Raw genomic sequence first — 22,491 nt, 5'->3', positions numbered from 1 at the left:
CGCATGACTGATGCAGCACCCACGGAGGCGCCCGCCGCCGTCGATGACGCGGCCCTGCGCAAGGCCGAGGAATACATCGAGCAGGAAGAAGGCGCGGCCAACCGGCTCACCGGCCGGCTCGGCGCCTTCGTCGCCATCACGGCCGTGGCCATGTCGCTGTTCCACTTGTACGCCGCCTACGCCATCGTGCCGACGCAAATCCTGCGGCCGGTGCACGTCGCCTTCGTGCTGTTCCTTTGCTTCCTGGTCTTTCCCGCCGCTCCCCGCTGGCGCCACCGCATCATGCCCTGGGACTGGGCGCTGGCGCTGCTGGCCATCGCGATCGTGGTCTACCAAATCCTTGGCGGCGACGATTTCACCGACCGCAATACCCGTCCCGACCCGTGGGACATCTTCTTCGGCGCCGCGCTGATCCTGCTGGTGATGGAAGCGATGCGCCGCACCATAGGCTGGATCCTGCCCGCCATCTGCATCTGCTTCCTGCTCTATGCCTTCCTGGGCCCCTACCTGCCGCACCCCTGGACCCATCGGGGCTACAGCATCGCCCGGCTGGTCGGCTTCATGTACATGACGCTGGAAGGCATCTTCGGCGTGGCGGTGGATGTGTCGTCGTCGCTCATCATTCTGTTCACCATCTTCGGCGCCTTTCTGCAGCTGTCCGGCGCGGGGCGCTTCTACATCGATTTTTCGTTCTCGGCCATGGGCGGCAAGCCCGCCGGCGCCGGCCGTACGGTCGTGCTGGCGTCCTTCCTATTGGGCGGACCCTCGGGTTCCGGCGTGGCGACCACCGTCACGCTGGGCACGGTCGCCTGGCCCATGCTCGCCAAGGTCGGCTATGCGCGCGACGCGGCGGGCGGACTGCTGGCCGCAGGGGGGCTCGGGGCCATCATCTCGCCGCCCGTCATGGGGGCGGCCGCCTTCATCATCGCGGAGTTCCTGAAGATCTCGTATCTGGACGTGCTGCTGATGGCGGTCATCCCGACGCTGCTCTTTTACCTGGCGCTGTTCCTGATGGTGGAAATCGACGTGCGCAAGTACGGCATGAGCCAGACGGTTTTCGCGCGCGTGGATACGGTATGGAACCTGACCCGGCATTACGGCTTTCATTTCCTCTCGCTGATCTCGATCGTGGTTTTCATGCTGTGGGGGTTTTCGCCGGTGCTGTCGGTGTTCTGGGCCATCGTCGTTTCCTTCCTGGCCAGTTTCCTGCGGCCGGACACCGCCATGATTTCCTATGACCTGTTCCGCGGCCGCGGCTCGCCGTGGCGCCTGCTGGCGCAATCGCCGCTGGTGGAGGCCTTGCGCACCGGGTCGATCGGCATGCTGGGGGTGGGAACGACCTGCGCGGGCGCCGGCATCATCGTCGGCACGGTGACGCTGACCGGCCTGGGCTTGAAGTTCAGCGGCATCGTCATCGACTACGCGGCCGGCTCGCTGCTGCTCACCGCCATCTATACGGCGCTGGTCGTATGGATCATCGGCCTGGCCGTCCCGGTGACCGCCTCGTACATCATCTGCGCCGTCATCGCGGCGCCGGCCTTGATCAAGCTGGGCGTGCCGGATTTCGCCGCGCACATGTTCATCTTCTATTACGCCGTGCTGTCGGAGGTCTCGCCGCCGACCGCGCTGTCGCCATTCGCGGCCGCGGCCATCACCGGGGCGGACCCCTACAAGACCACCATGCAATGCTGGAAATACACCATCCCGGCATTCCTAGTGCCTTTCATCTTCGTGCTGGCGCCGAGCGGCGAAAGCCTGCTCCTCATGGGTTCGACCAAGGCGCTCGCGTCCGCCGACCTTTGGCAGATCGCGGAGGTCACGGTCATCGCGGCCGCCAGCATCTTCGCGCTGGCAGCCGGCTTTCAGGGATGGCTGCTGGTGCGCGCGTCCGTCGCGCAACGCATCATGCTGATTGTTGCGGGGATCGCGCTGGTGTACCCGGATCCGCTGTCCAGAATTCTTGGCCTCGTGCTGGTGCTGATCGCGCTGGCGCTGCAGTGGCGCGGTCATCGCCGGGCAGCCGGGCGCTCCGGCGCCGGACGCAATTCCAAAGGAGCCGCCACGGAATAGCGGCCGGCGCTGCTGCGCCAACCGCCGACGGCCCAGGCGTGGAGCGCCGCGCGCCGGCTGGCGGGGCCGGCGCCACGCGAAACCCGGCCCACAACGCGGTGCTAAACTCTGTAACCTTCCCCGCCCGACACCGGCAACGGCGCGCGGCCCGCGCGCATATCGCCCTCGACCCGCTCGAGATCGCGATGCGGCTGCCCGCGCCACGGATCGGCGCGCCGGCACGCACGACGATTTCCGCCATACCCGATAGCTAGAGTGAGGTTCACGAGCAAATGTCCAACACGTCGAAGATCATCTACACGCTGACCGACGAAGCGCCGGCCCTGGCCACGTATTCGCTGTTGCCCATCGTCCAGGCCTTTACCCGTTCGTCGGGCGTCGCCGTCGAGACTCGCGATATCTCGCTGTCCGGCCGCATCATCGCCGCCTTCCCCGACTACCTGACCGACGCCCAGAAGATTTCCGACGATCTGGCGGAACTCGGCCGCCTGGCGACCACGCCGGAAGCCAACATCATCAAGCTGCCCAACATCAGCGCCTCGATTCCGCAATTGAAGGCGGCCATCAAGGAACTGCAGCAGCAGGGCTACAACCTGCCCGACTATCCCGATGAAGTCACCAACGACAAGGAAAAGGACGTCAAGGCGCGCTACGACAAGATCAAGGGCAGCGCCGTGAACCCCGTCCTGCGCGAAGGCAACTCCGACCGCCGCGCGCCCCTGTCGGTCAAGAACTACGCTCGCAAGCATCCCCACAAGATGGGCGCCTGGGCAGCGGACTCGAAGACCCACGTCGCGCATATGGACGGCGGCGACTTCTACGGCAGCGAAAAATCCACGGTGGTCGCCAATGCCGGCACCCTGCGCATCGAGCTGGCCGCCGCGGACGGCACGACCAAGGTGCTGAAGGAAAAGACCAACGTCAAGGCCGGCGAGATCATCGACGCCGCCGTCCTCAGCAAGAACAAGCTGCGCACCTTCCTGGATGCGCAGATCGAAGACGCCAAGAAGCAGGGCGTGCTGTTCTCCGTGCACGTGAAGGCCACCATGATGAAGGTCTCGGACCCCATCATCTTCGGCCACGTGGTGTCCGTGTACTACAAGGACGTGCTGGCCAAGCATGCCGATACGCTGAAGCAGATCGGCTTCGACCCCAACAACGGTATCGGGGACCTGTACGCCAAGCTGGGCAGCCTGCCCGCCGACAAGCGCGCCGAGATCGAGGCCGACATCAAGGCCGAATACGAGAAGCGCCCGCAGCTGGCGATGGTCAACTCGGACAAGGGCATCACCAATCTGCACGTGCCCAGCGACGTGATCGTGGACGCGTCCATGCCGGCCATGATCCGCGAAGGCGGCAAGATGTGGGGCCCGGACGGCCAGCTGTACGACACCAAGGCCGTGATCCCGGACCGCTGCTATGCCGACGTCTACCAGGTCGTGATCGACGACTGCAAGAAGAACGGTCCCTTCGACCCCGTGACCATGGGCAGCGTGCCGAACGTGGGCCTGATGGCGCAGGCTGCCGAGGAATACGGTTCGCACGACAAGACCTTCCAGGTGCCCGCCGACGGCGTGGTGCGTGTCGTGGACGAAGGCGGCAAGGTGCTGCTGGAGCAGCCGGTGCAGGCGGGCGACATCTGGCGCATGTGCCAGACCAAGGACGCGCCCATCCAGGACTGGGTCAAACTGGCCGTCAACCGCGCCCGCGCCACCGGCGCGCCTGCCGTGTTCTGGCTGGACAAGGATCGCGCGCACGATGCCCAGATCATCGCCAAGGTCGAGCGCTACCTGAAGGACCACGACACCAGCGGGCTGGACATCCGCATCATGAAGCCGACCGACGCCACCCGCTTCTCGCTGGAGCGTATCCGCGCCGGCAAGGACACCATTTCGGTGACCGGCAACGTGCTGCGGGACTACCTGACCGACCTTTTCCCCATCATGGAACTGGGCACCAGCGCCAAGATGCTCTCCATCGTTCCGCTGATGGCGGGCGGCGGCCTGTTCGAAACGGGCGCGGGCGGTTCGGCGCCCAAGCACGTGCAGCAGTTCGTGGAAGAGAACTTCCTGCGCTGGGATTCCCTCGGCGAATTCCTGGCCCTGGCCGCGTCGCTGGAGCACCTGGCCGACGTGTACAAGAATCCGGGCGCGCGCGTGCTGGCCAAGACGCTGGACGAAGCCACCGGCAAGTTCCTGGACAACGACAAGTCGCCCGCGCGCAAGGTGGGCGGCCTGGACAACCGGGGCAGCCATTTCTATCTGGCGCTGTACTGGGCCCAGGCCCTGGCCGCGCAGACCGAGGACAAGGCCCTGCAGGCCAAGTTCGCCGGCCTGGCCAAGACCTTGACCGAAAACGAGTCCAAGATCGTGCAGGAGCTGGGCGCGGTGCAGGGCAAGCCGGCCGACATCGGCGGCTACTATCGCCCGAACCCGGAGAAGACCAGCCAGGCCATGCGCCCGAGCGCCACCTTCAACGAAGCGCTGAAGCAGCTGAACGCCTGATCCTGAACCGCGTGGTCGTCCTCGCCCTGCGCGCAGGGCGAGGACCCGCGGTCAGCGATGCGAACCGAGCCGGCCATCGCGCCGGCTTTTTTGCGGGTGCCGTGCGGCGTTCGTCGCGAAATCGGCGACGACGTCCAGGCATGAGGCCCCCGAGCGCCATGCTTACCGGTAGCCCACCATCGTCGCCCGCAGTTGCGACGCGGTCTGCCGCAGCGGCTGCAGGAATTCCGCCGTCGCCCGCGCTTCGTCGTATTCGCCGGCGGTCAGGCTGACATTGACCGCCGCGACGATGGCGCCGTCCTGGTCGCGTACCGGCACCGCGAGCCCGGCGATGGAATCGTCCAGCTCGCCATCGACCCACGCGTAACCCTGCTCGCGCACTTGCGCAATCCGCGCCTGCAATTGCGCCCGGTCCACCACCGTGGCCGCGGTCAGCTTCTTCAGCCTTGCCGTTTCGAGATAGGCCTGCAAGGCCGCGTCGTCCAGCCCCGATAGCAACACTCGCCCCATCGAGATCGCGTGCGCGGGCAGGCGGCTGCCCAGCGAAGGGCTCATGGGCAGGATCCTTTTCGTGTGCAGGCGCTGCACGTACACGATGTCTTCTTCGTCCAGCACCGACACCGCGCAGGACTGGCCGATGCGCGCGCCCAGCTCCTCCAGCGCCAGCTGGGATTGCCGCCAGTAGGGCAGCGTATACAGATAGGACAGCCCGAGCCGCAGCACTTTCGGCGTCAGCCAATAGTGCTTGCCGTCCGTCTTCACGAAGGAAAGCTCGATCAGCGTCAGCAGGAAACGCCGCACGGCGGTGCGCGGCAGATCCACAGCGGATGCGACGTCCGCCAAAGTCTGGCGCGCATCGCCCTGGCCCATGGCCTCGATGATCTTCAAGCCGCGCGCGAAGGTGCGGACAAACGATTCGCTTTCCGGTGTTGCCATGCGTACTCCCGCGGAACGTGCTTGACACGCCCGCCAGCCCTCCCCACAATGACCATACAGCGGTTATTCATAACCGCTTAGCGGACATTCTAAACAGAACGGCCGCCGCGCGCAAGTCCGGGCCCGGGCGCGCGCCCCCGTCCTCCAACCGCCCCTGGAAAGGCCATGACACAAACGACATTCGAGACAGACTTCTGGAAAGACGCCCAGGCTCGCAAGATCTGGGACGACATCGTTCCGGGCGAGCCCCGCAAGACCATCCCCTACACCCTGACGCTGGAAGCCATCCAGAAGTACTGCCGCGTCGTGGGCGACATGCACCCGCTGTACTTCGACGAGGAATACGCGCGCAAATCGCCGTACCAAGGCCTGATCGCGCCGCCGGCCATCCACATCCTGCTGATGTTCGCCTGCACGCCCGCCGACGACTGGATGCGCAGTCCCGGCACGGTCAACGCCGGGCAGTGCTGGACGTACAACGTGCCCGCCCGGCCGGGCGACGTCATCCGGCTGCAGGCGCGCGCGCTGGACAAGTTCATCCGCAAGGACCGCTTGTTCGTGGTGCACGACAACGTGTTTTTCAACCAGAACGATGAAGTGATCTGCGCCGGCCGCGGCTGGACGATCCGCCCGATGTAAGGAGCACCGATCATGACCCACGCTTTCGATACCCTCGCGCCCGGCCACAAAATCGAGGGCGCGCCGTTCGCGCCCACACGGGAATCCATCCGCGCGTTCTGCGAGGCTTCGCTGGACTACAACCCTCTTCATTGGGACGACGACTACATGAAGGGGAACTTCGGCAAGACGAACTTCGGCGGCATCATCATGCACGGCATGAACAACTTCGGCGTGATCACGAAGATGCTCACCGACTGGCTCTACGAGCACGGCGGCGTGCAGCGCAGGCTGGAGACGCGCTGGAAGGCGCCGGTCAAACCGGGCGACACCATCCGTCCGGAAGCCGTCGTCACGGCGACGCGCCGCACGGAAAAGAGCCGCTGGGCCACGCTGGACGTCCAGGTGCTGAACCAGCGCGGCGAAACCGTCGCCGTCGGCGAAGCGATGGTGGAATTTCCGCACTGAAACCGCGGCCGGCAACGCCCGGGCGCCGGCGTCAGGCCAAAAGGAGCGCCGCGCCGGCCCGGTGACGAGCGCCGCGCCGGCCGGCGCCTGCCCCGCATCGGGCGGCTTGAACCGCCAGAGCGAAGAGAACGAAGGAGACAAGACATGAGAACCTGGTTGCGTATCGCGGCCGCCCTGTTCGCAGGCGCCGCCACCATGGCGCCGCTATCGGCGCACGCGCAGAACTTTCCCGACCACGCCGTGCGCGTGGTGGTGCCGTTTCCGCCGGGCGGCACGACTGACATCCTGGCGCGCATGCTGGCCAACGCCCTCGGTGCGGAATGGAAGCAGCCCGTCGTCGTGGAAAACAAGCCCGGCGCCAGCGGCACGATCTTTTCCGAGCAGCTCGCCCGCACCGCGCCCGACGGCTACACGCTGATGGTCACCGCCACCCATCACGTCATCAATCCCGCGCTGTACAAAAACCTGCGCTACGACAGCAGGACCGATTTCACGCCCATCGCGCAAGTGGCGGCGGTGCCCAACGTGCTGGTCGTGAATGCCGACTTCGCGCAGCGCAATCACATCGGCTCGGTAAGCGACCTGATCGCCTACGCCAAGGCCAATCCGGGCAAGGTCAACTTCGGCTCGGCGGGCACCGGGGGCGCCAATCATCTGTCGGGCGAGCTGTTCAAGTCCATGACCGGCGTCAGCATGGTGCATATCCCGTACAAGGGCGCCGCGCCGGCGCTGAACGATCTGCTCGGCGGACAGATACCGGTGATGTTCGATTCCGTTCCGGGGGTCCTGCAGCACATCAAGGCCGGCAAGCTGCGTGCGCTGGGGGTCACGTCGCTCAAGCGCTCGCCCGCGCTGCCGGACGTGCCCACGCTCGATGAGGCCGGCGTGAAGGGCTTCGAGGCCACCGCCTGGTTCGGCATGTACGCGCCCGGCCATATGCCCCAGGCGCTGTCCGAAAGAATATCGCGCGACGTGCTGGCCGCGTTGCGCACGCCGGCGATCAGGCAGCAGTTCGCCGAACAGGGCGCCGAGCCTGGCGCCATGACGCAGCCGGAATTCGCGCGGTTCGTGAATGCGGAAATGGACAAGTGGGCCAAGGTGATCGCCGACGCCCAGGTCGTCATTCAATAGGGGCGGGCATGACGGAAAGTTTGGAAAACCCGGCCGCGGCAGGCGACGGCCGGCGCGGCGCGCTGTCCCACATCCGGGTGCTGGACCTTTCCCGCATCCTCGCCGGCCCCTGGTGCACCCAGAACCTGGCCGACATGGGCGCCGAAGTCATCAAGATCGAACGTCCCGGAATCGGCGACGATACGCGGGCCTGGGGACCGCCGTGGGTGCGCGACGGCAACGGCGCCGACACGCATGATTCCACCTATTACGCCGCCGCCAACCGCGGCAAGAAGTCCCTGACCCTGGACATTTCCAAGCCCGAGGGACAACGCATCGCCCGCGAATTGGCGGCGCAGAGCGACGTTGTCATCGAGAACTACAAGATCGGCGACCTGAAGCGCTACGGGCTCGACTACGAGAGCCTGAAGGCCGTCAATCCGCGGCTGGTGTATTGCTCCATCACCGGCTACGGCCAGGACGGACCCAGCGCGCACAAGCCGGGGTACGACTTCGTCTTCCAGGCCATCGGCGGGTTCATGAGCATTACGGGCGAACGCGACGACCTGCCCGGCGGCGGTCCGCAGAAGGCAGGCATTGCCATCGCCGACGTCATCACCGGCATGTACGCCACCATCGCCATCCTCGCGGCGCTCAATCACCGCCAGGTCTCCGGCAAGGGACAGTACATCGACATGGCGCTGCTCGATTGCATCGTCGCGCTCGGCGGCAATCAGGTCACCGGCTACTTCGTCACCGGCAAGCCGCCGCACCGCTATGGCAACGCGCATGCCAGCCTGGTGCCCTATCAGGTGTTTGCCGTGGCCGACGGCGAAATCGTCGTGGCGGTGGGCAATGACGACCAGTGGCAGCGCTATTGCGCCGCGATCGGCCGGCACGACCTGGCGGCGGATCCGCGCTGGCATAAGGTGACCGGCCGCATCCAGGGCCGCGATGCGCTGGTCCCCGAGCTGGCGCGCACGATGCTGACCCGCCCCGCTCAGGCATGGATCGCGCTGCTGGAAGCCCATGGCGTGCCGTGCGGACGTATCAACGATTACGCGCAGGTGTTCGAGGATCCGCAGGTGCGCCATCGCGGCCTGCGGGTCGACATCGCCCGCGCCGACGATCCGCAAAGCGTCGTATCGACCATCGCCAGCCCCCTGCGCCTGCGCGATACGCCGCCGTGCCACGACCGGCCGCCGCCCAGGCTGGGCGACAGCACCGACGAGGTCCTGGCCCGCCTGCTGGGCTACGACGCCGACCGCATCGCCGGGTTGCGCAACCGGCGCATCCTGTAAGCAGGGCCGCCTCCGGTTCACCGATCCTCCAAGCGCCTATCGGAGCACACCGACATGTACGAATCGCCGCTGGCGATCTATCGCCGTCATCTGGCGCAGGGCCAGCTCGCCTATCAATACGATCCGCAGACCCGGCGCCCCGTATTTCCGCCGCGCGTGCTCGGCCCCGGTTCCGGCAACGGCGCGCTGCAGTGGCGCATCAGCGCGGGGCTGGGCGCCGTTCATGCCGTCACCGTCGTGCGGCCGCGCGACGGCGCGCCCTACAACGTCGTGCTGGTGGACATGGATGAAGGCTTTCGCCTGATGAGCCGTGTCGAAACGGCCGGCGGGGCCGCGCCGGTCATCGGCATGCGCGTGCGCCTGAGAGCGCAGGCGGCCCAAGAGGATGGCGACCCTTTTCCGGTCTTCGAGGCCGCCACTGGCCATGACGTTGCGGCGGCCGCGCCGGACACGCCCGCACCGGCGCAGCCGCGGGCCATCGCGGTCGGGCCCGGCCTGGCATCGCATGCAGCGCTGCAACACGAGGCGGCGCGCGGCACCGCGCCGCTCCCGCTGCGCCGCGGCGCCGTCGCCATTGTCGGCGCCGCCGAATCGGACCTGGGCAAGGTCGCGCCCGGCCTCGGCCCGCTGGACCTCATGGCCCAGGCCGTCGGCCGCGCGCTGGACGACTGCGGCTTGACGCTTGGCGACGTCGACGGCGTCTTCGCCACGACCTCGCAAAGCCGCATGCCGACGCTGGCGTTGTGCGAGACCCTTGGCATCCAGCCGCGCCATCACGACGGCACGAACATTGGCGGCGCATCGTTTCTTTCCATGGTGGCGCGCGCCCACGCCGCCATCGAGGCAGGCCTGTGCCAGGTGGCGGTAATCGCCTACGGCAGCACGCAGCGCAGCATGGGGCGCGCGAACGTGGCGGCGCCCGATCCGAATCCGCACGAGGCGCCCTACCGGCCGCTCTACACCGCCAGTTCGTATGCCCTGGCGGCGTCGCGGCATATGCATGTGTACGGCACCACGCGCGAACAGCTTGCCGAAGTCGCCGTCGCGGCCCGGCAATGGGCGCTGCGCAATCCCGCGGCCTGGGAGAAAAAGCCGCTCACCGTAGCCGAAGTCCTGGCCTCGCCCATGATCAGCGATCCGCTGACCTTGCGCGATTGCTGCCTGGTGACCGACGGCGGCGGCGCGCTCGTCCTGACGGGGTCGGACCGCGCGCGCGATCTGCGCCGGCCGCCCGCCTATGTGCTGGGGCACGGCGAAGCGCTGAGCCACTATTCGATTTCCGCCATGCCCGATCTGACGGCCACCGCGGCGGCGCGGTCCGGCGCACTGGCTTACCGCATGGCCGGACTGGCGCCGCAGGACATGGACGTGCTGCAGCTGTACGACGCATTCACCATTACGACGCTGCTGTTCCTGGAAGACCTGGGCTTTTGCCCCAAGGGGGAAGGCGGCCGCTTCGTCCAGGGCGGCCGCATCGCGCCCGGCGGCGCGCTGGCGGTCAACACCAGTGGCGGCGGACTGTCGTATTGCCATCCGGGTATGTACGGCATCTTCGCGCTGATCGAAGCCGTGCGGCAGCTGCGCGGCGAGTGCGGCGCACGCCAGGTGGCCGGCTGCCGCACGGCGCTGGTTCATGGCAACGGCGGCACGTTGTCGAGCCAAAGCACGGTCGTCCTGGGCAACGCAGCGGCGCTTTGAGGCGCCGGCGCCGCCTGCCGGACTGCCTCGCAGCCAACCCGGCCGGCGCGCATGCCGCCGTCTCAACTAGTTTCTTTTTGTCGCATTTACGCAGGGAACTTTCGGGGACACAGACGGACTTTTACATCGCGCGATGGGACACCGGCGGGCAAAGGAGGCGCCTTCGGGCACGGCCGGCAGGGCGCTCCCACGCGGGCCTTATGTTGACCCGCCCGCCGCCGATGCCGTGCGTCGTGCCGCCATGCCCCTGTCGCAGGCCGGGTTCGCGGGCTTTTCGTGCTCCAGACCACTATGCGAAAAACGTTATCCCGTCTGGCCTGCATGGCCGCCCTGTTGTTGTTCTCCTGCGCCGCTTCCGCGCAGAACGCCCGCGACGTCAAGGGCTTGTACCTGCTGACGGACTACCCCGCGGTCACCGTGCAGCCCGGCACGACGTCCACCATCGACATGCGGCTGCGCAATTTCGGCCTGCCGCCGGCGCGCCTGGACCTGCAGGTGGAAGACGTGCCGAAGGGGTGGACCGCGACCCTGCTCGGGGGCGGCCAGCCGGTAGGCGCCGCCATGGCGGCGACCGACGATAGCGTATCCCTGCAGTTGCGCCTGAAGGTGCCCGCGGACGCCGGCACGCAGCCGCATATGCTGAACGTGGTCGCGCAGGGCAATGGCCAGCGTGCCGTACTGCCCCTGCAGGTGATGCTCGCCAAGGAATTGCCGGCCAAGCTCACGCTGGAGACGCCACTGCCGTCGATCAAGGGCGGTGCGCGCTCGTCCTTCGACTACCAGTTCACCGTCAAGAATGACAGCGGCAAGGACCTGACTGTCAGCTTCGACGCGAAAACGCCAAAGTTCTTCGAACCCAGTTTCACCGAAGGGTACGGCACCCAGCAGATCAGCACCTTGCCGATCAAGGCCGGTCAGTCGAAGGATGTGAAACTCACCGTGCGCCCGCCCGGCAACGCCAAGCCGGGCGACTACCCGATCGAGGTCACGGCCTCCGCCGAAGGCGTGCGAGCCTCCGCCGCGCTGCAATTGCAAATCACCGGACAGCCTTCGCTGCGGATCTCCGGACGCGACGGCCTGATGAGCGGCGCCGCCGAAGCCGGCAAGACGTCCACCCTGCCGATCATCGTCGTGAACGACGGCGGCGCGGACGCCGATGCGGTCAACCTGAGCGCCACCGCGCCCTCCGGATGGCGCATCGATTTCGAGCCCAAGACCATCCCCCATATCGCCGCCGGACAACAGGTGGAAGCGCAGGCCCGCATCACGCCTTCCGCGCGCTCGCTGGCCGGCGACTACATGGCCACGCTGGACGCCAGCGCCGGCGGGCAAAATGCGTCGGGCGATTTCCGCATCACGGTTTCCACGTCCAGCCTTTGGGGCATTGCCGGCGCCGTCATCGTCGCCATTGCGGTGCTGATCCTGGTCGGGGCGGTCGCGAGGTTCGGACGGCGATGAGCGGCGCAATCATCGAAGCCGCCGGGCTGACCAAGCGCTACGGCGCCGCGGCGGCCGTCAACGGCATCTCCTTCTCGGTGGGACAAGGCGAAATCTTCGGCCTGCTGGGGCCGAACGGCGCCGGCAAGACCACCACCATCCTCATGCTGCTCGGCCTGACGGAGGTCAGCGCGGGCCAGGTGCGCGTCATGGGCCGCGACCCGCAGCGCGAGCCGCTGGCTGTCAAACGCGAACTCGGCTATCTGCCCGACGCCGTCGGCTTCTACGACCAGCTTTCGGCGCGCGACAACCTTGCCTACACCGCCCGCCTGCTGGGATTGCCGCCCGCCGAAAGGCATCGCCGCATCGACGCGGCGCTCGCCCGCATGCGGCTTTCCGACGTGGCGGACCGCCGTGTCGCCACGTACTCGCGCGGCATGCGGCAGCGGCTGGGGTTGGCGGAGATCGTCGTCAAGCAGGCGCGCGTCGCCATTCTGGACGAACCCACGTCCGGGCTGGATCCGCAGGCCACCGAGGAATTCCTGGAGCTGATCCGATCCCTGAAGGCCGACGGCGTTACCGTCCTGCTGTCCTCGCACCTGCTCGATCACATGCAGCGCATCTGCGATCGCGTGGCGCTGTTTCGCGGCGGCCGCATTGCGCTCATGGGCACCGTCCCGGAACTTGCCACGCAAGTGCTGGGCGGCGGCTATACCGTGGAAGTGGAGGCGCAGGGTGACGACCTGGCAGGCCACCTGCAGGCTGTGCCGGGCGTCCAATCCGTGCAGCTCGCCGGCCCGGGCCGCTACCGCCTGTTGGCGCAAAGCGATGTCCGTCCCGATGCCGCGCGCGCCGTGGTGCAGGCGGGCGGGGCGCTGCGCCGGCTATCCGTCGATATCCCCAGCCTGGATGCCATCTACAACCGCTTCTTCCAGCAGGAAGCGGCGCAAGCCAAGGAGAACGCGCATGCGGCAGCGTGAAGGTTCACCGTGGACGGGCGTCGGCACCGTCGCCTTGAAGGAACTGTCGGACCACTTGTCCAGCGCCCGCATGCGGGTACTGGAATGGCTCATCATCCTGACGGCCGCAGCGGCGTTGTATGGCGCCTTTGCCCAGATACGCAGCACGACCGCGGAAGACCCGTTCGTTTTCCTGCGGCTGTTCACCCTGTCGCGCCCGCCAATGCCGTCCTTCGCCGCGATCCTGGGGTTCCTGATCCCATTGGTGGCAATCGGCCTGGGCTTCGACGCGATCAACGGCGAATACAACCGCCGCACGATGAGCCGCATCCTGGCCCAGCCGATCTACCGCGACGCGCTGCTGCTCGGCAAGTTCGCAGCGGGAATGGGGACGCTGGCGATCTGCCTGCTGTGCCTGTGGCTGCTGGTGATCGGCCTGGGCCTGCTGTTGCTCGGCGTCCCGCCAAGCGGCGAGGAGATCGCGCGGTCGCTGGTCTTCCTGCTGTTCGCGCTGCTGTACGCCGGCGTGTGGCTGGCCGTTTCGATGCTGCTGTCGGTGGCCTTCCGGTCGGCCGCCACCTCGGCGCTGGTGGCGCTGGGCATCTGGCTCTTCATGGCGCTGCTGTGGCCGATGCTGGCGCCGGCGATCGCTCAGGCCATCTCGCCGCCCAGCCTGGCCTCGCAGCTGCTCGGACAGCCCGATCTGCAGACGCTGCAGTGGACCCAGGCGCTGCAGCGTCTGTCGCCGACACAGCTGTTCAACGAGTCGGTGATCGCGGTGCTGAGCCCGATGACGCGAACGCTCGGGCCGATCTTCCTGGATCAGTTGGAAGGCGCGGTGATGGGCACGCCATTGGCCCTTAGCCAGAGCCTGGCAATCGTCTGGCCGGAGGCTGTCGGGCTTATCGCTGCGGTGATCCTGCTGTTCGCGGTGACGTACGTGGTGTTTCAGCGGCAGGAAGTGCGGGCTTAAGGGGTGGGGGTTGTCGGTCGCGGGGTTGTTGGTTTCCTGGTCCGTCCGCCGGGGTTGGCATTCGCCCCGGCCGGCCCGATCGCCCGGTCCGGCGCCCAGCGCGCCGGACACCGCTGCGCTGACCTCGTCCGGCGGCCGCTGGGTGGTTGCGTTCTTGTGAATACCCGTGCGGCTCGCCTTCCTACGGTGCCCGCTTGCTCGGGCTCAACGTGCCGTCCGGTGCGAATGCCAACCCCGGCGGACTCCGGGATGTCTCAACGACCGGCGTCTGGGGCGGGTGGGGTTCTTTGCGCTTCGTTGGGACCGACAGGGGGGGTGGAAGAGAGTGAAGTGCCCGCCCATTGCGCCCGCCCTGCGCGGGCGCAATGGGCTTACGCCGCAGCGGCTTGCAGAGGGCGGTGATCGGCGTTGGACGGCTTGTATGCTGGGCCAACGCAGAAGGGCGGGTTGCCATCCAATTCGAAGGGCGCTTTGTCTTGGACTATTGAGGTAACGGCCCGCACACGAAATTCCTGACACCCTCGACCCTCTCTGGTCGTGACACCCCGGCCCGCGGTGCGCGCAGCGCCCACCCATCGCCATGCACAAGGCGTATGACGAAAGCGGCCGCGCAGGGCGGCCGCTTTCGTCGGGCAGCACAAACTCTTCCCCCCAAAACCGGTGCGGCCAACGAAGCGCAAGAACACCACCCGCCCCAGATGCCGGTCGTTGAGACATCCCGGAGTCCGCCGGGGTTGGCGTTCGCCTCGGACGGCACGTTGAGCCCGAGCAAGCGGGCACCGTAGGGAGGCGAGCCGCACGGGTATCAAGCAGAAAACGGCAAGACAGCGGCCGCCGGACGAGGTCAGCGCAGCGGTGTCCGGCGCGCAGGGCGCCGGACCGGGCGATCGGGCCGTCCGAGGCGAACGCCAACCCCGCCGGACGGCCCAAAACACAACACCCCCGCAAAACAACCACTCCCAAAAAAACCGAACACGACAATACCCGCCTACCCCTTCCCCACGCACTTCTCATACACCCCCAACATCCGCCCATTAGGATCGTATCGCCGCTTCAACGCCTCATACGCCGCCATGTTGTAAGCCCCATCGAATTCCTCCCGCGAAAAATAGGAATCCGAATACAGCGACTTGATCCCCCCGCGCCGCATCACTTCAAGTTCGATCAGCCGGTTGTAATGCCCCGCCGGCAACGCCTGACGGCTATACACCACATCCCAAAACCCGAAATTCACATAAAGCCTCCCCGGCCTGACCGGATACAGCGTGAACGACGGCTGCGACGCCGGCACGCGTATCGGGCAGATCCAGATCGGCAGCACCCCGATCTCCCGCAGCAGGAAATCCAGAAACGCCGGCGCTTCCTCGATCGGCAGATCCACATCCTGTATCACCGACTCCGGGTGCAGCCCGCGCCAGCGCGCCAGCCTCCGGGTCAGGCCCCAGCGCGAATTCCATCGCATCAGCCCGGTATAGGTGCGCGAGTTCAGACGCGACCGGCCATACAGCCGCCGCAACAGCGGATGCTGTGCCCCGAGATTGCGGGAACACCAGAACCAGTCGGTATCCCAGCGCCAGATATAGCCCTTCGCGGTCAACACATCCCGCGGCTTCGCCAGCAAGGACCGGTAGTAGATCTGCTCGTAGGTATAGTCGCTGGCCGCCTCCGCCGACGCAGTGAAACGCCCGGTGCTCAACACCATCGTGTTCCCGTCGAACACCACGCCATCGACGAAATCCACATCGCCATCGCAGGCCGACGCCACCGCATCGAAAAATGCGCGCGGCGACGAATAGCGATCATGAGTCACCCGTACGAAGGGCTTGACCGGGATCGTCCGCATCACCAGCCGCAGCGCGTACCCGAGTGTCCCGTACGAGTTCGGAAAGCCGTAGAAAAGATCCCGGTAGTCATTGTCGGGCGCGCACGTCACGATATCGCCATCCGGCAGCAGCACATCGATGGATGTCACCGTATCGTGCACCAGCCCGTGACGGAACGAAGTCGCCTCGATCCCCACGCCGGCCACCGCGCCGCCGACCGTGATCGTTTTCAGTTGCGGCACCACCGCCGGCATCACCCCATGCGGCAGCGTCGCATCGACCAGGGCCTCGTACGTCGTCAGGCCTTCCACGTCGACCGTGCCCGCCTCCGTGTCCACGCCATTGACGTGCGTGAAGTCGCTCAGGTCCAGGCGGCGCTTGGCGCCTTCGGTGCGGTCGCGGAACAGATTCGACGTGCGCTTGGCAAGGCCCAGCGGCGCCTGGCTCTGGCCGGACTCGCTTTGCGCGTGCGGGCCTGGCGCGGCGGCGGACGTCCGTGTTTCCGCGCCCATGGCGCGCAGTTGCGCGCGCAAGGCGTCCACGCGGGCGGCATGGCCGCCGGACTGGCCGGCGCCGGGCCGTTCGCGGACCGCATCTTGGAGGCGTTCACCGGGCATACAGATGCGCCCGCGACATCGGGTAGTTGGACCGCGTGATGTTGCCCTTGCTGAACACGATCTGGAACAGGTGCGTGTAGCCATTCGCCAGCCGGAACATCTCCGCGCAGCCCAGCAGATAGGTGCGCCAGATGCGCCGGAAGCGTTCGTCAAAACGCTTCGGATCGATGGCGTGGATCTCCTCCCAGCGGCTGTCGAACCGGCTGGCCCAGGCGTCGAGCGTGGGCGCGTAATGCCGGCGCAGGTTCTCGATATCCACGACCTCCAGCCCGCTGCGCTCCATTTCCACGATCACGTCCGCCAGGCTGGGGATCCATCCGCCGGGGAAAACGTGCTTGCGTATGAACAGCTCCGTCTCGAAACGCCCCACATGCCCGATGAAATGCAGCATGCCCAGCCCGCCCGGCTTCAGGAAATCGGCGTGCGCGCGAACCACCTCGGCAAGCTGGTCGCGCCCGGCATGCTCGAGCACGCCGATCGACACCACCTTGTCGTACTGGCCGTCCACCTCGCGGAAGTCGGCCTCGCGCACCTGCAGCTTGTCGCCCAGGCCGCGGCGGCCGATTTCGTCGCGCAGCCAATCCACTTGCTCGGTGGTGTTGTTCAGGCCGACGCCAACCGCCTGGTGGCGCTCGACGGCGTGAAACATGAATCCGCCGAATCCGCAGCCAATGTCGATGAAGCGGTCGCCCGGGGACAGCAGGATTTTGCGGCATACATGTTCGACCTTGTTGCGCTGCGCCTCTTCAAGCGTACGGGTGTTCTCGTCCCAGTAGCCGCACGTGTACATCATCAGCGGATCGTCCAGCCACAGCTTGTAGAAGCGTGTGCCCAGGCCGTAGTGGAAGCGCGCGTTGGCCTTGGCTTGCGCGATGCTGTGGTTGGAGTAGCGCAACTCGTGAAGACGATTCTCGCTCGCATTCAGCAGCGAAGAACGCTTTTCGAAGCCGCCCGACATCGCCGCGGCAAGCGCGGCGCCCAGGTCATCGACGTCGACCTCCTGGTCGAAGAACGACTCAAGCAGGCCCATATGACCTCGCGCCGCCGTCGCGACCAGCGCCGATTTGGTGTGGAAGACAAGGGTGAAGGCGGGGTCCCCGCCACCCATCTTGTGCTTGGCGCCGCCCGGAAGCTGCACCGCGAACGGCGTCCCGGAAAGCAGGCTCAGGTTTTCCAATGCGCCATTGAGAGCCAGAGACATCGCCATCCCAAGATCCTTTACCCCGGCGCGCGGCCGTCTGGGGTGGTAGCCAAGGAAGATCGATGAAACTCTACTCGCGCAGGCGGATGCGGCAAACCTCCGTTAACCCGGGGACATGTATTTAAGTGCGACGAACCTTTACGGCAGCCGGTTCTATACGCCGCCGTCGGTCATGCGGTACCAGGTGACCACGGCATTCACGTAGATGCGCCGTAGTCCATAAAGTGGAAACGGCTTGATGGGCGACGGCGGCACCGGCAAAGCGTTGCGGTCGCCGTTGGCGGTATAGGCGGCCATGGCCTTGCCCATGGCGGTCTGCAGCCCCACGCCCCGGCCCTGGCAGCCGATGTCGATCAAAAGACCCGGTTCGGGTTCGTGCAGGTGGGGCAGGAAATCGCGCGTGATGGCGACGCGCCCGCACCAACGGTACTCGAAGGGGATGCCCGCCACCGCGGGAAACATCTTCACCATCACGCGTTCCAGATGGCGCCAGTCCGCCGGCCCCTTCGGCTCGCGGAACGGGCCGCGTCCGCCCATCAGCAGGCGGCCCTCGTGGTCCTGGCGGAAGTACAGCAGCAGGTTGCGGGTATCCGACGAGACATGCCCCTGCGGGAGAATGGCGGCGCGCACGTCGGCGGGCAGCGGGCGCGTCGCCACCTGGAAGGTATTCGCGTCGATGATGGTGGGCTTCAGGCCGGGCCACAGGCCGGCGCCATAGGCATTGGTGCACATCACCACCCGATCGGCGGTGACGGTGGCGCCGGCCGCGGTAACGGCCGCCCAACGTCCGCCCTGGCGCTGCAAAGCGGAGACGGGACTGTCCGTATGCACCCGGGCGCCGGCGGCGATGGCCGTACGGGCCAATTCCCGCGCATAACTCAAGGGCTGTATCGTGCCCGCGCGGCGGTCCACCCAGCCGCCCAGGTATTTGTCCGTACCGAGCAGCTCGCTGACCTCGCCCTTGTCCAGCGGCTGGGCGTTCACGCCGCGCCGCGCCCACTGCGCCGCCCGGCGATGCGCCACGTCCAGCGCCTCGGGTGTATGGGCGCCCTGTATCCAGCCCGCCCGCACCCGCGGCACATTCATGCCATGCCGCTCGATCAGGTCGAACACCGCATCCGCGGTGCCGCCCGCGAAATCGATGACCCGCTCGCCCTGTTCGGGTCCATATCGCTGCAGCAGCTCGTCCGGGTCATACTTCAACCCCGGAATGACCTGGCCGCCATTGCGGCCCGAGCCGCCGAACCCGATTTCCCGGGCCTCCAGCACCACGACGTTGACACCGCGTTCGGCCAGATGCAGCGCGGTACTCAGACCGGCATAGCCGCCGCCAATGACCAGCACGTCGGCTTGGACCGACTCCGTCAGCGGTTGCGTCGGCGGGGGCGGCACGGCGGTGGCCGCCCACAGCGATGGCGACAGGGGAAAAGGTTCTTGCGGCATGGCGTTCGTCCTTCTGGAAACCGGCGTGTCGGCGCGCGCGTGCGCTTACGGGAGCGCTCGAATACGCGCTTACATCGGGTGCAGCACGCGCCGCAGGAAGTCCTGCGTGCGCGGATGATTGGGGTGGTTCAGCACTTCCCGGGCAGGCCCCTGTTCCACCACCACGCCGCCGTCGAAAAACAGCACGCGGTCGGCCACCTCGCGGGCGAAGCTCATTTCATGCGTGACCACAACCATGGTCATTCCGGCTTCGGCGAGCTTGCGCATGACGCCCAGGACGTCGCCCACCAGCTCCGGATCCAGCGCCGACGTCGGTTCGTCGAACAGAATGGCCTTGGGCTGCATGGCCAGGGCGCGGGCAATCGCCACGCGCTGTTGCTGCCCGCCCGAAAGCTGGGGCGGATGGGCGTTTTCCTTGTCCGCCAGCCCCACGCTGGCCAGCAATTCGCGCCCGCGCTCCGTGGCCTGCTTGCGCGGCTCGCCCTTGACGTAGATCGGCCCTTCGATCACGTTCTCCAGGGCGGTACGGTGCGGGAAAAGGTTGAAGCGCTGGAACACCATGGCCACCTGCGTGCGGATCGACACGATGGAATCGGCGTCGCAATCGACGCGCTGGCCGTCGATGGTGATGTCTCCTTCCTCGTAGCGTTCAAGCCCGTTGATGCAACGCAGGATGGTCGACTTCCCGGATCCCGACGGCCCGATGATGCACACCACCTCGCCTTTGCTGATCTCGGCGTCGATGCCTTTCAGAACTTCCAGCGCGCCGAAGCGCTTGTGCACGCCGCGCATGACAATCATGAGGCAAGCTTCCTATTCAATCGGTTCCCCTGTGTTGCCAACGCCGCCGCGGCACCATAAGGGCGGCGGCATGGCCTGCCGCTTTCACTTCGCGGCATTCTTTCTTTCCAGGTGCCGCACGAAGAGAATGAGCGGCACGCACATGACCAGGTACATCAGAGCCACCAGGCTGAACACCGTCGCATTCTTGAAGGTCGACACGGCGATGAGCTTGCCCTGCAGCGCAAGCTCCGCCACCGTGATCGTCGACGCTTGCGACGAGTCCTTGAGCATCATGATCATGATGTTTCCATACGGCGGCAGCACGATGCGCACCGCCTGCGGCAGCACCACGCGGCGCATGGTCAGGCTCCAGCTCATGCCCATCGCCATGGCGGCCTCGATCTGGCCGCGATCGATGGCTTCGATGCCGGCGCGGAAATTCTCGGCTTGGTAGGCCGAGTACGCGATGCCCAGGCCGATGATGCCGGCCTGCACGGCGGTCAGCGAAATGCCGATATCCGGCATCACGAAGTAGATGTAGAACAGCAGGACGATGATGGGAATGCCGCGCAGGACATTGATCAGTCCCGCGCTGAACTTGGCCAGGGGCTTGATGCCCGATACCCGCATCAATGCCCAGACCAGGCCCAGCACGGTCGATAGCGCCAGCGATCCCGCCGTCACCAGGATCGTCAGCTTCGCCCCCTGCAGCAGGATGGGCAGGTACTCCGCCGCGTCCTGAAGAAATTCCCTCATTGCTTCGTCCCCCGACGGTTGCCGCGCCGCTCAACCGCCATCCAGGCCCCACTTCTTCAGGATGGTGTCGATGGTGCCGTCACCCTTGAGCTTCTTGAGCGCGGTGTTGATTTTGTTCAGCAGCTCGGCGTCGTCCTTGCGGGTGGCGATGCCGACGCTTCCTGTCACGCTGGGCTTATAGCTGCTCACCATGCGCAGGTTGCCGTAGGCGTTGCGGTTCTGGCTGATGGTGTAGGCGGCAATCGGATAATCCATGAAACCGCCCTGGATGCGCCCGGCATTGGCGTCGCGCATCATATCCGGCGGGTTGTCATACAGCTTCACCTCCTTGAACACGCCGCTTTCCTGGATCGGCTTGACGAAGGCCGTGCCCACCTGAACGCCCACCGTCATCCCCTTCATGTCGGCGAAGCTCTTGTATTCCTTGGTATCGCTCTTGGGCACCATCAGCCCTTCGCCGTAGGTGTAGACCGGATCGGAGAAACTGACCACCTTCTGCCGCTCGGGCGTGATGAACATGGCGGCGGAAATGGCATCGATGCGCTTGGAGGTAAGCGAGCCGATCAGCGCGGAAAACGCCATCGGTTCGATTTGCACCTGGAAGCCGGCTTCCTTTCCTACCGCCTTCATGATGTCGACCATCACGCCTTCGATGGTGTTGGTCTTGGTGTCCAGGAACGTGAACGGGCTGCCCGTCGGCGTGGATCCGACCTTCACCACGGTCTGTGCGCCGGCGGCGCCAACGGCCGCCACCGAGAGGGCGGCGAATGCGGATACGGCAATGGATCTGAGTTTCATGGTCGTCCTCTTCCTATGTGAAAACACGCGTGTGGCGCAACCCGCGATTCGCGCCGGGATTCTGCTTCGTTACTTTCATCGCCTTCAACCGCCACCTTGCTTTGGCCGGCGCCCAGGCCGCGCCGCGGCCGCCGGACCGGCAGCCACGCCGTCATCCGCGATGTTGCTGATGGCCCATACCACTTCCGTGTCGGTGTCGCCGGGATTGCGCCAGCGCCGCGGCGTGCGGCTGGCATAGCAGAAGCTGTCGCCGGCCCGCAGCAGCAGGACCCGGTCTTCGATGCGCAGCTCCAGCTGACCCGTGAGGACGATGCCCACCTGCTCGCCCTTGTCCGTGACGAAAAGCGCGTCGCCCGTGGAGCCGCCCGGCGCGATGGTGATGCGGCACAAATCCATGGCCCGCGCCGCCGGCGGCGTGACCACCTCCTTGGCGATGCCCTTCTCGTCTATGCGGATGACGCGATGCGTGCCGGCGCGCGCCACATGGCCGCCGGAAGAGCCATCGTCATGTTCCGCGTTGCGCAGCAGGGCATCGGGCGACACATGAAGTTCGCGCGCAACCGCGCGTAGCATGTTGACGGAAATCGAACTCATGCCGCGCTCGATCTGGCTCAACAAGCCCACCGACATGCCGCAGGCCCGCGCGACGTCGGTCAGCGACCGGCCCTGTTCCTTGCGCAATTGGCGCAACTGTTCGCCGAGCCAGAGATCCACCAGGGAATGCGCCCGCTTCACCGGCCGTCCGGCCGGCCGCGCCGGCACACCCGCGCGGCGGGGCGAGGCGTCGATGTCGGGCGTCGTGCGGGCTTTGCGCGCGGAAGCGGCAAGAGTCATGGCCGTGAAATTTTCATGTTCTTGTAATTTTCAATGCTACGGGCGCGGCTCGAATCGCCACAACCGGGGAAATCCCGGCCTCTTGCCGTGCACGCCGGTTTGGCAGATCATCCCGGCACCGGCGAAACGCGCCGGCGTATGCAGGGCCGGAAGCGGTTGCCG

18 protein-coding genes and 1 pseudogene are annotated in these 22,491 nt (G+C 66.5%); 11 read left to right on the top strand and 8 right to left on the bottom strand.

The annotated features are described in order from the left end of the window. The first annotated feature begins 3 nt into the window (after positions 1 to 3). A complete protein-coding gene (locus CAL13_RS00935; RefSeq protein ID WP_086071225.1) occupies positions 4 to 2,070 on the top strand; it encodes a TRAP transporter permease in 2,067 nt (688 codons plus the stop codon). A gap of 272 nt (positions 2,071 to 2,342) precedes the next feature. Continuing rightward, positions 2,343 to 4,574 carry an NADP-dependent isocitrate dehydrogenase gene (locus CAL13_RS00930; RefSeq protein ID WP_086055826.1) on the top strand — a complete coding sequence of 744 codons (2,232 nt, stop codon included), beginning with the start codon at positions 2,343 to 2,345 and terminating at the stop codon, positions 4,572 to 4,574. Between the two features lie 162 nt (positions 4,575 to 4,736). Here CAL13_RS00930 and CAL13_RS00925 read toward each other — a convergent pair whose 3' ends face one another. Continuing rightward, positions 4,737 to 5,510 (bottom strand): IclR family transcriptional regulator domain-containing protein, encoded by a 774-nt coding sequence (locus tag CAL13_RS00925; RefSeq protein ID WP_086055825.1) that lies wholly within the window; start codon positions 5,508 to 5,510, stop codon positions 4,737 to 4,739. Between the two features lie 165 nt (positions 5,511 to 5,675). Between CAL13_RS00925 and CAL13_RS00920 the strand changes: the two genes are divergently transcribed. The 9 genes and pseudogenes from CAL13_RS00920 to CAL13_RS00885 all read left to right on the top strand — a co-directional run bounded on the left by CAL13_RS00920 (position 5,676) and on the right by CAL13_RS00885 (position 14,074). Further along, complete coding sequence (locus tag CAL13_RS00920; RefSeq protein ID WP_086055824.1) at positions 5,676 to 6,149, top strand: MaoC family dehydratase; 474 nt, start codon at positions 5,676 to 5,678, stop codon at positions 6,147 to 6,149. Between the two features lie 12 nt (positions 6,150 to 6,161). Then, entirely contained in the window at positions 6,162 to 6,596 is a 435-nt protein-coding gene (locus CAL13_RS00915) for a MaoC family dehydratase (RefSeq protein WP_086055823.1), read from the top strand. 144 nt (positions 6,597 to 6,740) lie between these two features. Continuing rightward, complete coding sequence (locus CAL13_RS00910; RefSeq protein WP_086071224.1) at positions 6,741 to 7,727, top strand: tripartite tricarboxylate transporter substrate binding protein; 987 nt, start codon at positions 6,741 to 6,743, stop codon at positions 7,725 to 7,727. An 8-nt stretch (positions 7,728 to 7,735) separates the two neighbouring features. After that, positions 7,736 to 9,007, top strand: coding sequence for a CaiB/BaiF CoA transferase family protein (locus tag CAL13_RS00905; protein WP_086071223.1), 1,272 nt, complete (start codon positions 7,736 to 7,738; stop codon positions 9,005 to 9,007). Positions 9,008 to 9,061: 54 nt separating this feature from the next. Continuing rightward, a pseudogene (locus CAL13_RS21405) lies at positions 9,062 to 9,316 on the top strand (Zn-ribbon domain-containing OB-fold protein); the annotation flags it as partial. Between the two features lie 204 nt (positions 9,317 to 9,520). After that, complete coding sequence (locus CAL13_RS00900) at positions 9,521 to 10,705, top strand: acetyl-CoA acetyltransferase (protein WP_420042432.1); 1,185 nt, start codon at positions 9,521 to 9,523, stop codon at positions 10,703 to 10,705. A 291-nt stretch (positions 10,706 to 10,996) separates the two neighbouring features. Beyond that, a complete protein-coding gene (locus tag CAL13_RS00895; RefSeq protein WP_086071222.1) occupies positions 10,997 to 12,163 on the top strand; it encodes a COG1470 family protein in 1,167 nt (388 codons plus the stop codon). Further along, positions 12,160 to 13,122: an ABC transporter ATP-binding protein gene (locus CAL13_RS21400; protein ID WP_086071221.1), complete on the top strand. Its 963-nt coding sequence runs from the start codon at positions 12,160 to 12,162 to the stop codon at positions 13,120 to 13,122. The genes CAL13_RS00895 and CAL13_RS21400 overlap by 4 nt, the downstream gene beginning before the upstream one ends. After that, entirely contained in the window at positions 13,109 to 14,074 is a 966-nt protein-coding gene (locus tag CAL13_RS00885) for an ABC transporter permease (RefSeq protein ID WP_086071220.1), read from the top strand. The genes CAL13_RS21400 and CAL13_RS00885 overlap by 14 nt, the downstream gene beginning before the upstream one ends. A 988-nt stretch (positions 14,075 to 15,062) precedes the next feature. Here CAL13_RS00885 and CAL13_RS00880 read toward each other — a convergent pair. The 7 genes from CAL13_RS00880 to CAL13_RS00850 all read right to left on the bottom strand — a co-directional run bounded on the left by CAL13_RS00880 (position 15,063) and on the right by CAL13_RS00850 (position 22,329). Next, entirely contained in the window at positions 15,063 to 16,514 is a 1,452-nt protein-coding gene (locus CAL13_RS00880; RefSeq protein WP_232467726.1) for an FAD-binding oxidoreductase, read from the bottom strand. After that, positions 16,504 to 17,721 (bottom strand): SAM-dependent methyltransferase, encoded by a 1,218-nt coding sequence (locus CAL13_RS00875; protein ID WP_232462472.1) that lies wholly within the window; start codon positions 17,719 to 17,721, stop codon positions 16,504 to 16,506. Before CAL13_RS00875 ends, CAL13_RS00880 begins: the two co-directional genes overlap by 11 nt. Positions 17,722 to 17,868: 147 nt before the next feature. After that, positions 17,869 to 19,158, bottom strand: coding sequence for an NAD(P)/FAD-dependent oxidoreductase (locus tag CAL13_RS00870; RefSeq protein WP_086071219.1), 1,290 nt, complete (start codon positions 19,156 to 19,158; stop codon positions 17,869 to 17,871). Positions 19,159 to 19,227: 69 nt separating this feature from the next. Continuing rightward, on the bottom strand, positions 19,228 to 19,959 hold the full coding sequence (locus tag CAL13_RS00865) for an amino acid ABC transporter ATP-binding protein (RefSeq protein WP_086055816.1): 732 nt from the start codon (positions 19,957 to 19,959) through the stop codon (positions 19,228 to 19,230). Between the two features lie 84 nt (positions 19,960 to 20,043). After that, positions 20,044 to 20,697, bottom strand: a complete 654-nt coding sequence (locus tag CAL13_RS00860; RefSeq protein ID WP_086071218.1) for an amino acid ABC transporter permease — start codon at positions 20,695 to 20,697, stop codon at positions 20,044 to 20,046. A 30-nt stretch (positions 20,698 to 20,727) separates the two neighbouring features. Next, positions 20,728 to 21,495: an ABC transporter substrate-binding protein gene (locus CAL13_RS00855; protein WP_086055814.1), complete on the bottom strand. Its 768-nt coding sequence runs from the start codon at positions 21,493 to 21,495 to the stop codon at positions 20,728 to 20,730. Between the two features lie 84 nt (positions 21,496 to 21,579). After that, positions 21,580 to 22,329, bottom strand: a complete 750-nt coding sequence (locus CAL13_RS00850; RefSeq protein ID WP_086055813.1) for a helix-turn-helix domain-containing protein — start codon at positions 22,327 to 22,329, stop codon at positions 21,580 to 21,582. Between the last annotated feature and the right edge of the window lie 162 nt (positions 22,330 to 22,491).

Origin of the sequence: Bordetella genomosp. 9 (assembly GCF_002119725.1) — a bacterium.
Taxonomy (GTDB): Bacteria; Pseudomonadota; Gammaproteobacteria; order Burkholderiales; family Burkholderiaceae_B; genus Bordetella_C.
Note: the sequence above shows the minus strand (reverse complement) of the source record. Positions and strands in the feature narration are given on the sequence as shown.

Excerpts from the sequence above, each read along its gene's own strand:
- CAL13_RS00935 (WP_086071225.1), top strand. The coding sequence starts at position 4 with ATGACTGATGCAGCACCCACGGAGGCGCCCGCCGCCGTCGATGACGCG.
- CAL13_RS00930 (WP_086055826.1), top strand. The coding sequence starts at position 2,343 with ATGTCCAACACGTCGAAGATCATCTACACGCTGACCGACGAAGCGCCG.
- CAL13_RS00925 (WP_086055825.1), bottom strand. The coding sequence starts at position 5,510 with ATGGCAACACCGGAAAGCGAATCGTTTGTCCGCACCTTCGCGCGCGGC.
- CAL13_RS00920 (WP_086055824.1), top strand. The coding sequence starts at position 5,676 with ATGACACAAACGACATTCGAGACAGACTTCTGGAAAGACGCCCAGGCT.
- CAL13_RS00915 (WP_086055823.1), top strand. The coding sequence starts at position 6,162 with ATGACCCACGCTTTCGATACCCTCGCGCCCGGCCACAAAATCGAGGGC.
- CAL13_RS00910 (WP_086071224.1), top strand. The coding sequence starts at position 6,741 with ATGAGAACCTGGTTGCGTATCGCGGCCGCCCTGTTCGCAGGCGCCGCC.
- CAL13_RS00905 (WP_086071223.1), top strand. The coding sequence starts at position 7,736 with ATGACGGAAAGTTTGGAAAACCCGGCCGCGGCAGGCGACGGCCGGCGC.
- CAL13_RS00895 (WP_086071222.1), top strand. The coding sequence starts at position 10,997 with ATGCGAAAAACGTTATCCCGTCTGGCCTGCATGGCCGCCCTGTTGTTG.
- CAL13_RS21400 (WP_086071221.1), top strand. The coding sequence starts at position 12,160 with ATGAGCGGCGCAATCATCGAAGCCGCCGGGCTGACCAAGCGCTACGGC.
- CAL13_RS00885 (WP_086071220.1), top strand. The coding sequence starts at position 13,109 with ATGCGGCAGCGTGAAGGTTCACCGTGGACGGGCGTCGGCACCGTCGCC.
- CAL13_RS00880 (WP_232467726.1), bottom strand. The coding sequence starts at position 16,514 with ATGCCCGGTGAACGCCTCCAAGATGCGGTCCGCGAACGGCCCGGCGCC.
- CAL13_RS00875 (WP_232462472.1), bottom strand. The coding sequence starts at position 17,721 with ATGGCGATGTCTCTGGCTCTCAATGGCGCATTGGAAAACCTGAGCCTG.
- CAL13_RS00870 (WP_086071219.1), bottom strand. The coding sequence starts at position 19,158 with ATGCCGCAAGAACCTTTTCCCCTGTCGCCATCGCTGTGGGCGGCCACC.
- CAL13_RS00865 (WP_086055816.1), bottom strand. The coding sequence starts at position 19,959 with ATGATTGTCATGCGCGGCGTGCACAAGCGCTTCGGCGCGCTGGAAGTT.
- CAL13_RS00860 (WP_086071218.1), bottom strand. The coding sequence starts at position 20,697 with ATGAGGGAATTTCTTCAGGACGCGGCGGAGTACCTGCCCATCCTGCTG.
- CAL13_RS00855 (WP_086055814.1), bottom strand. The coding sequence starts at position 21,495 with ATGAAACTCAGATCCATTGCCGTATCCGCATTCGCCGCCCTCTCGGTG.
- CAL13_RS00850 (WP_086055813.1), bottom strand. The coding sequence starts at position 22,329 with ATGACTCTTGCCGCTTCCGCGCGCAAAGCCCGCACGACGCCCGACATC.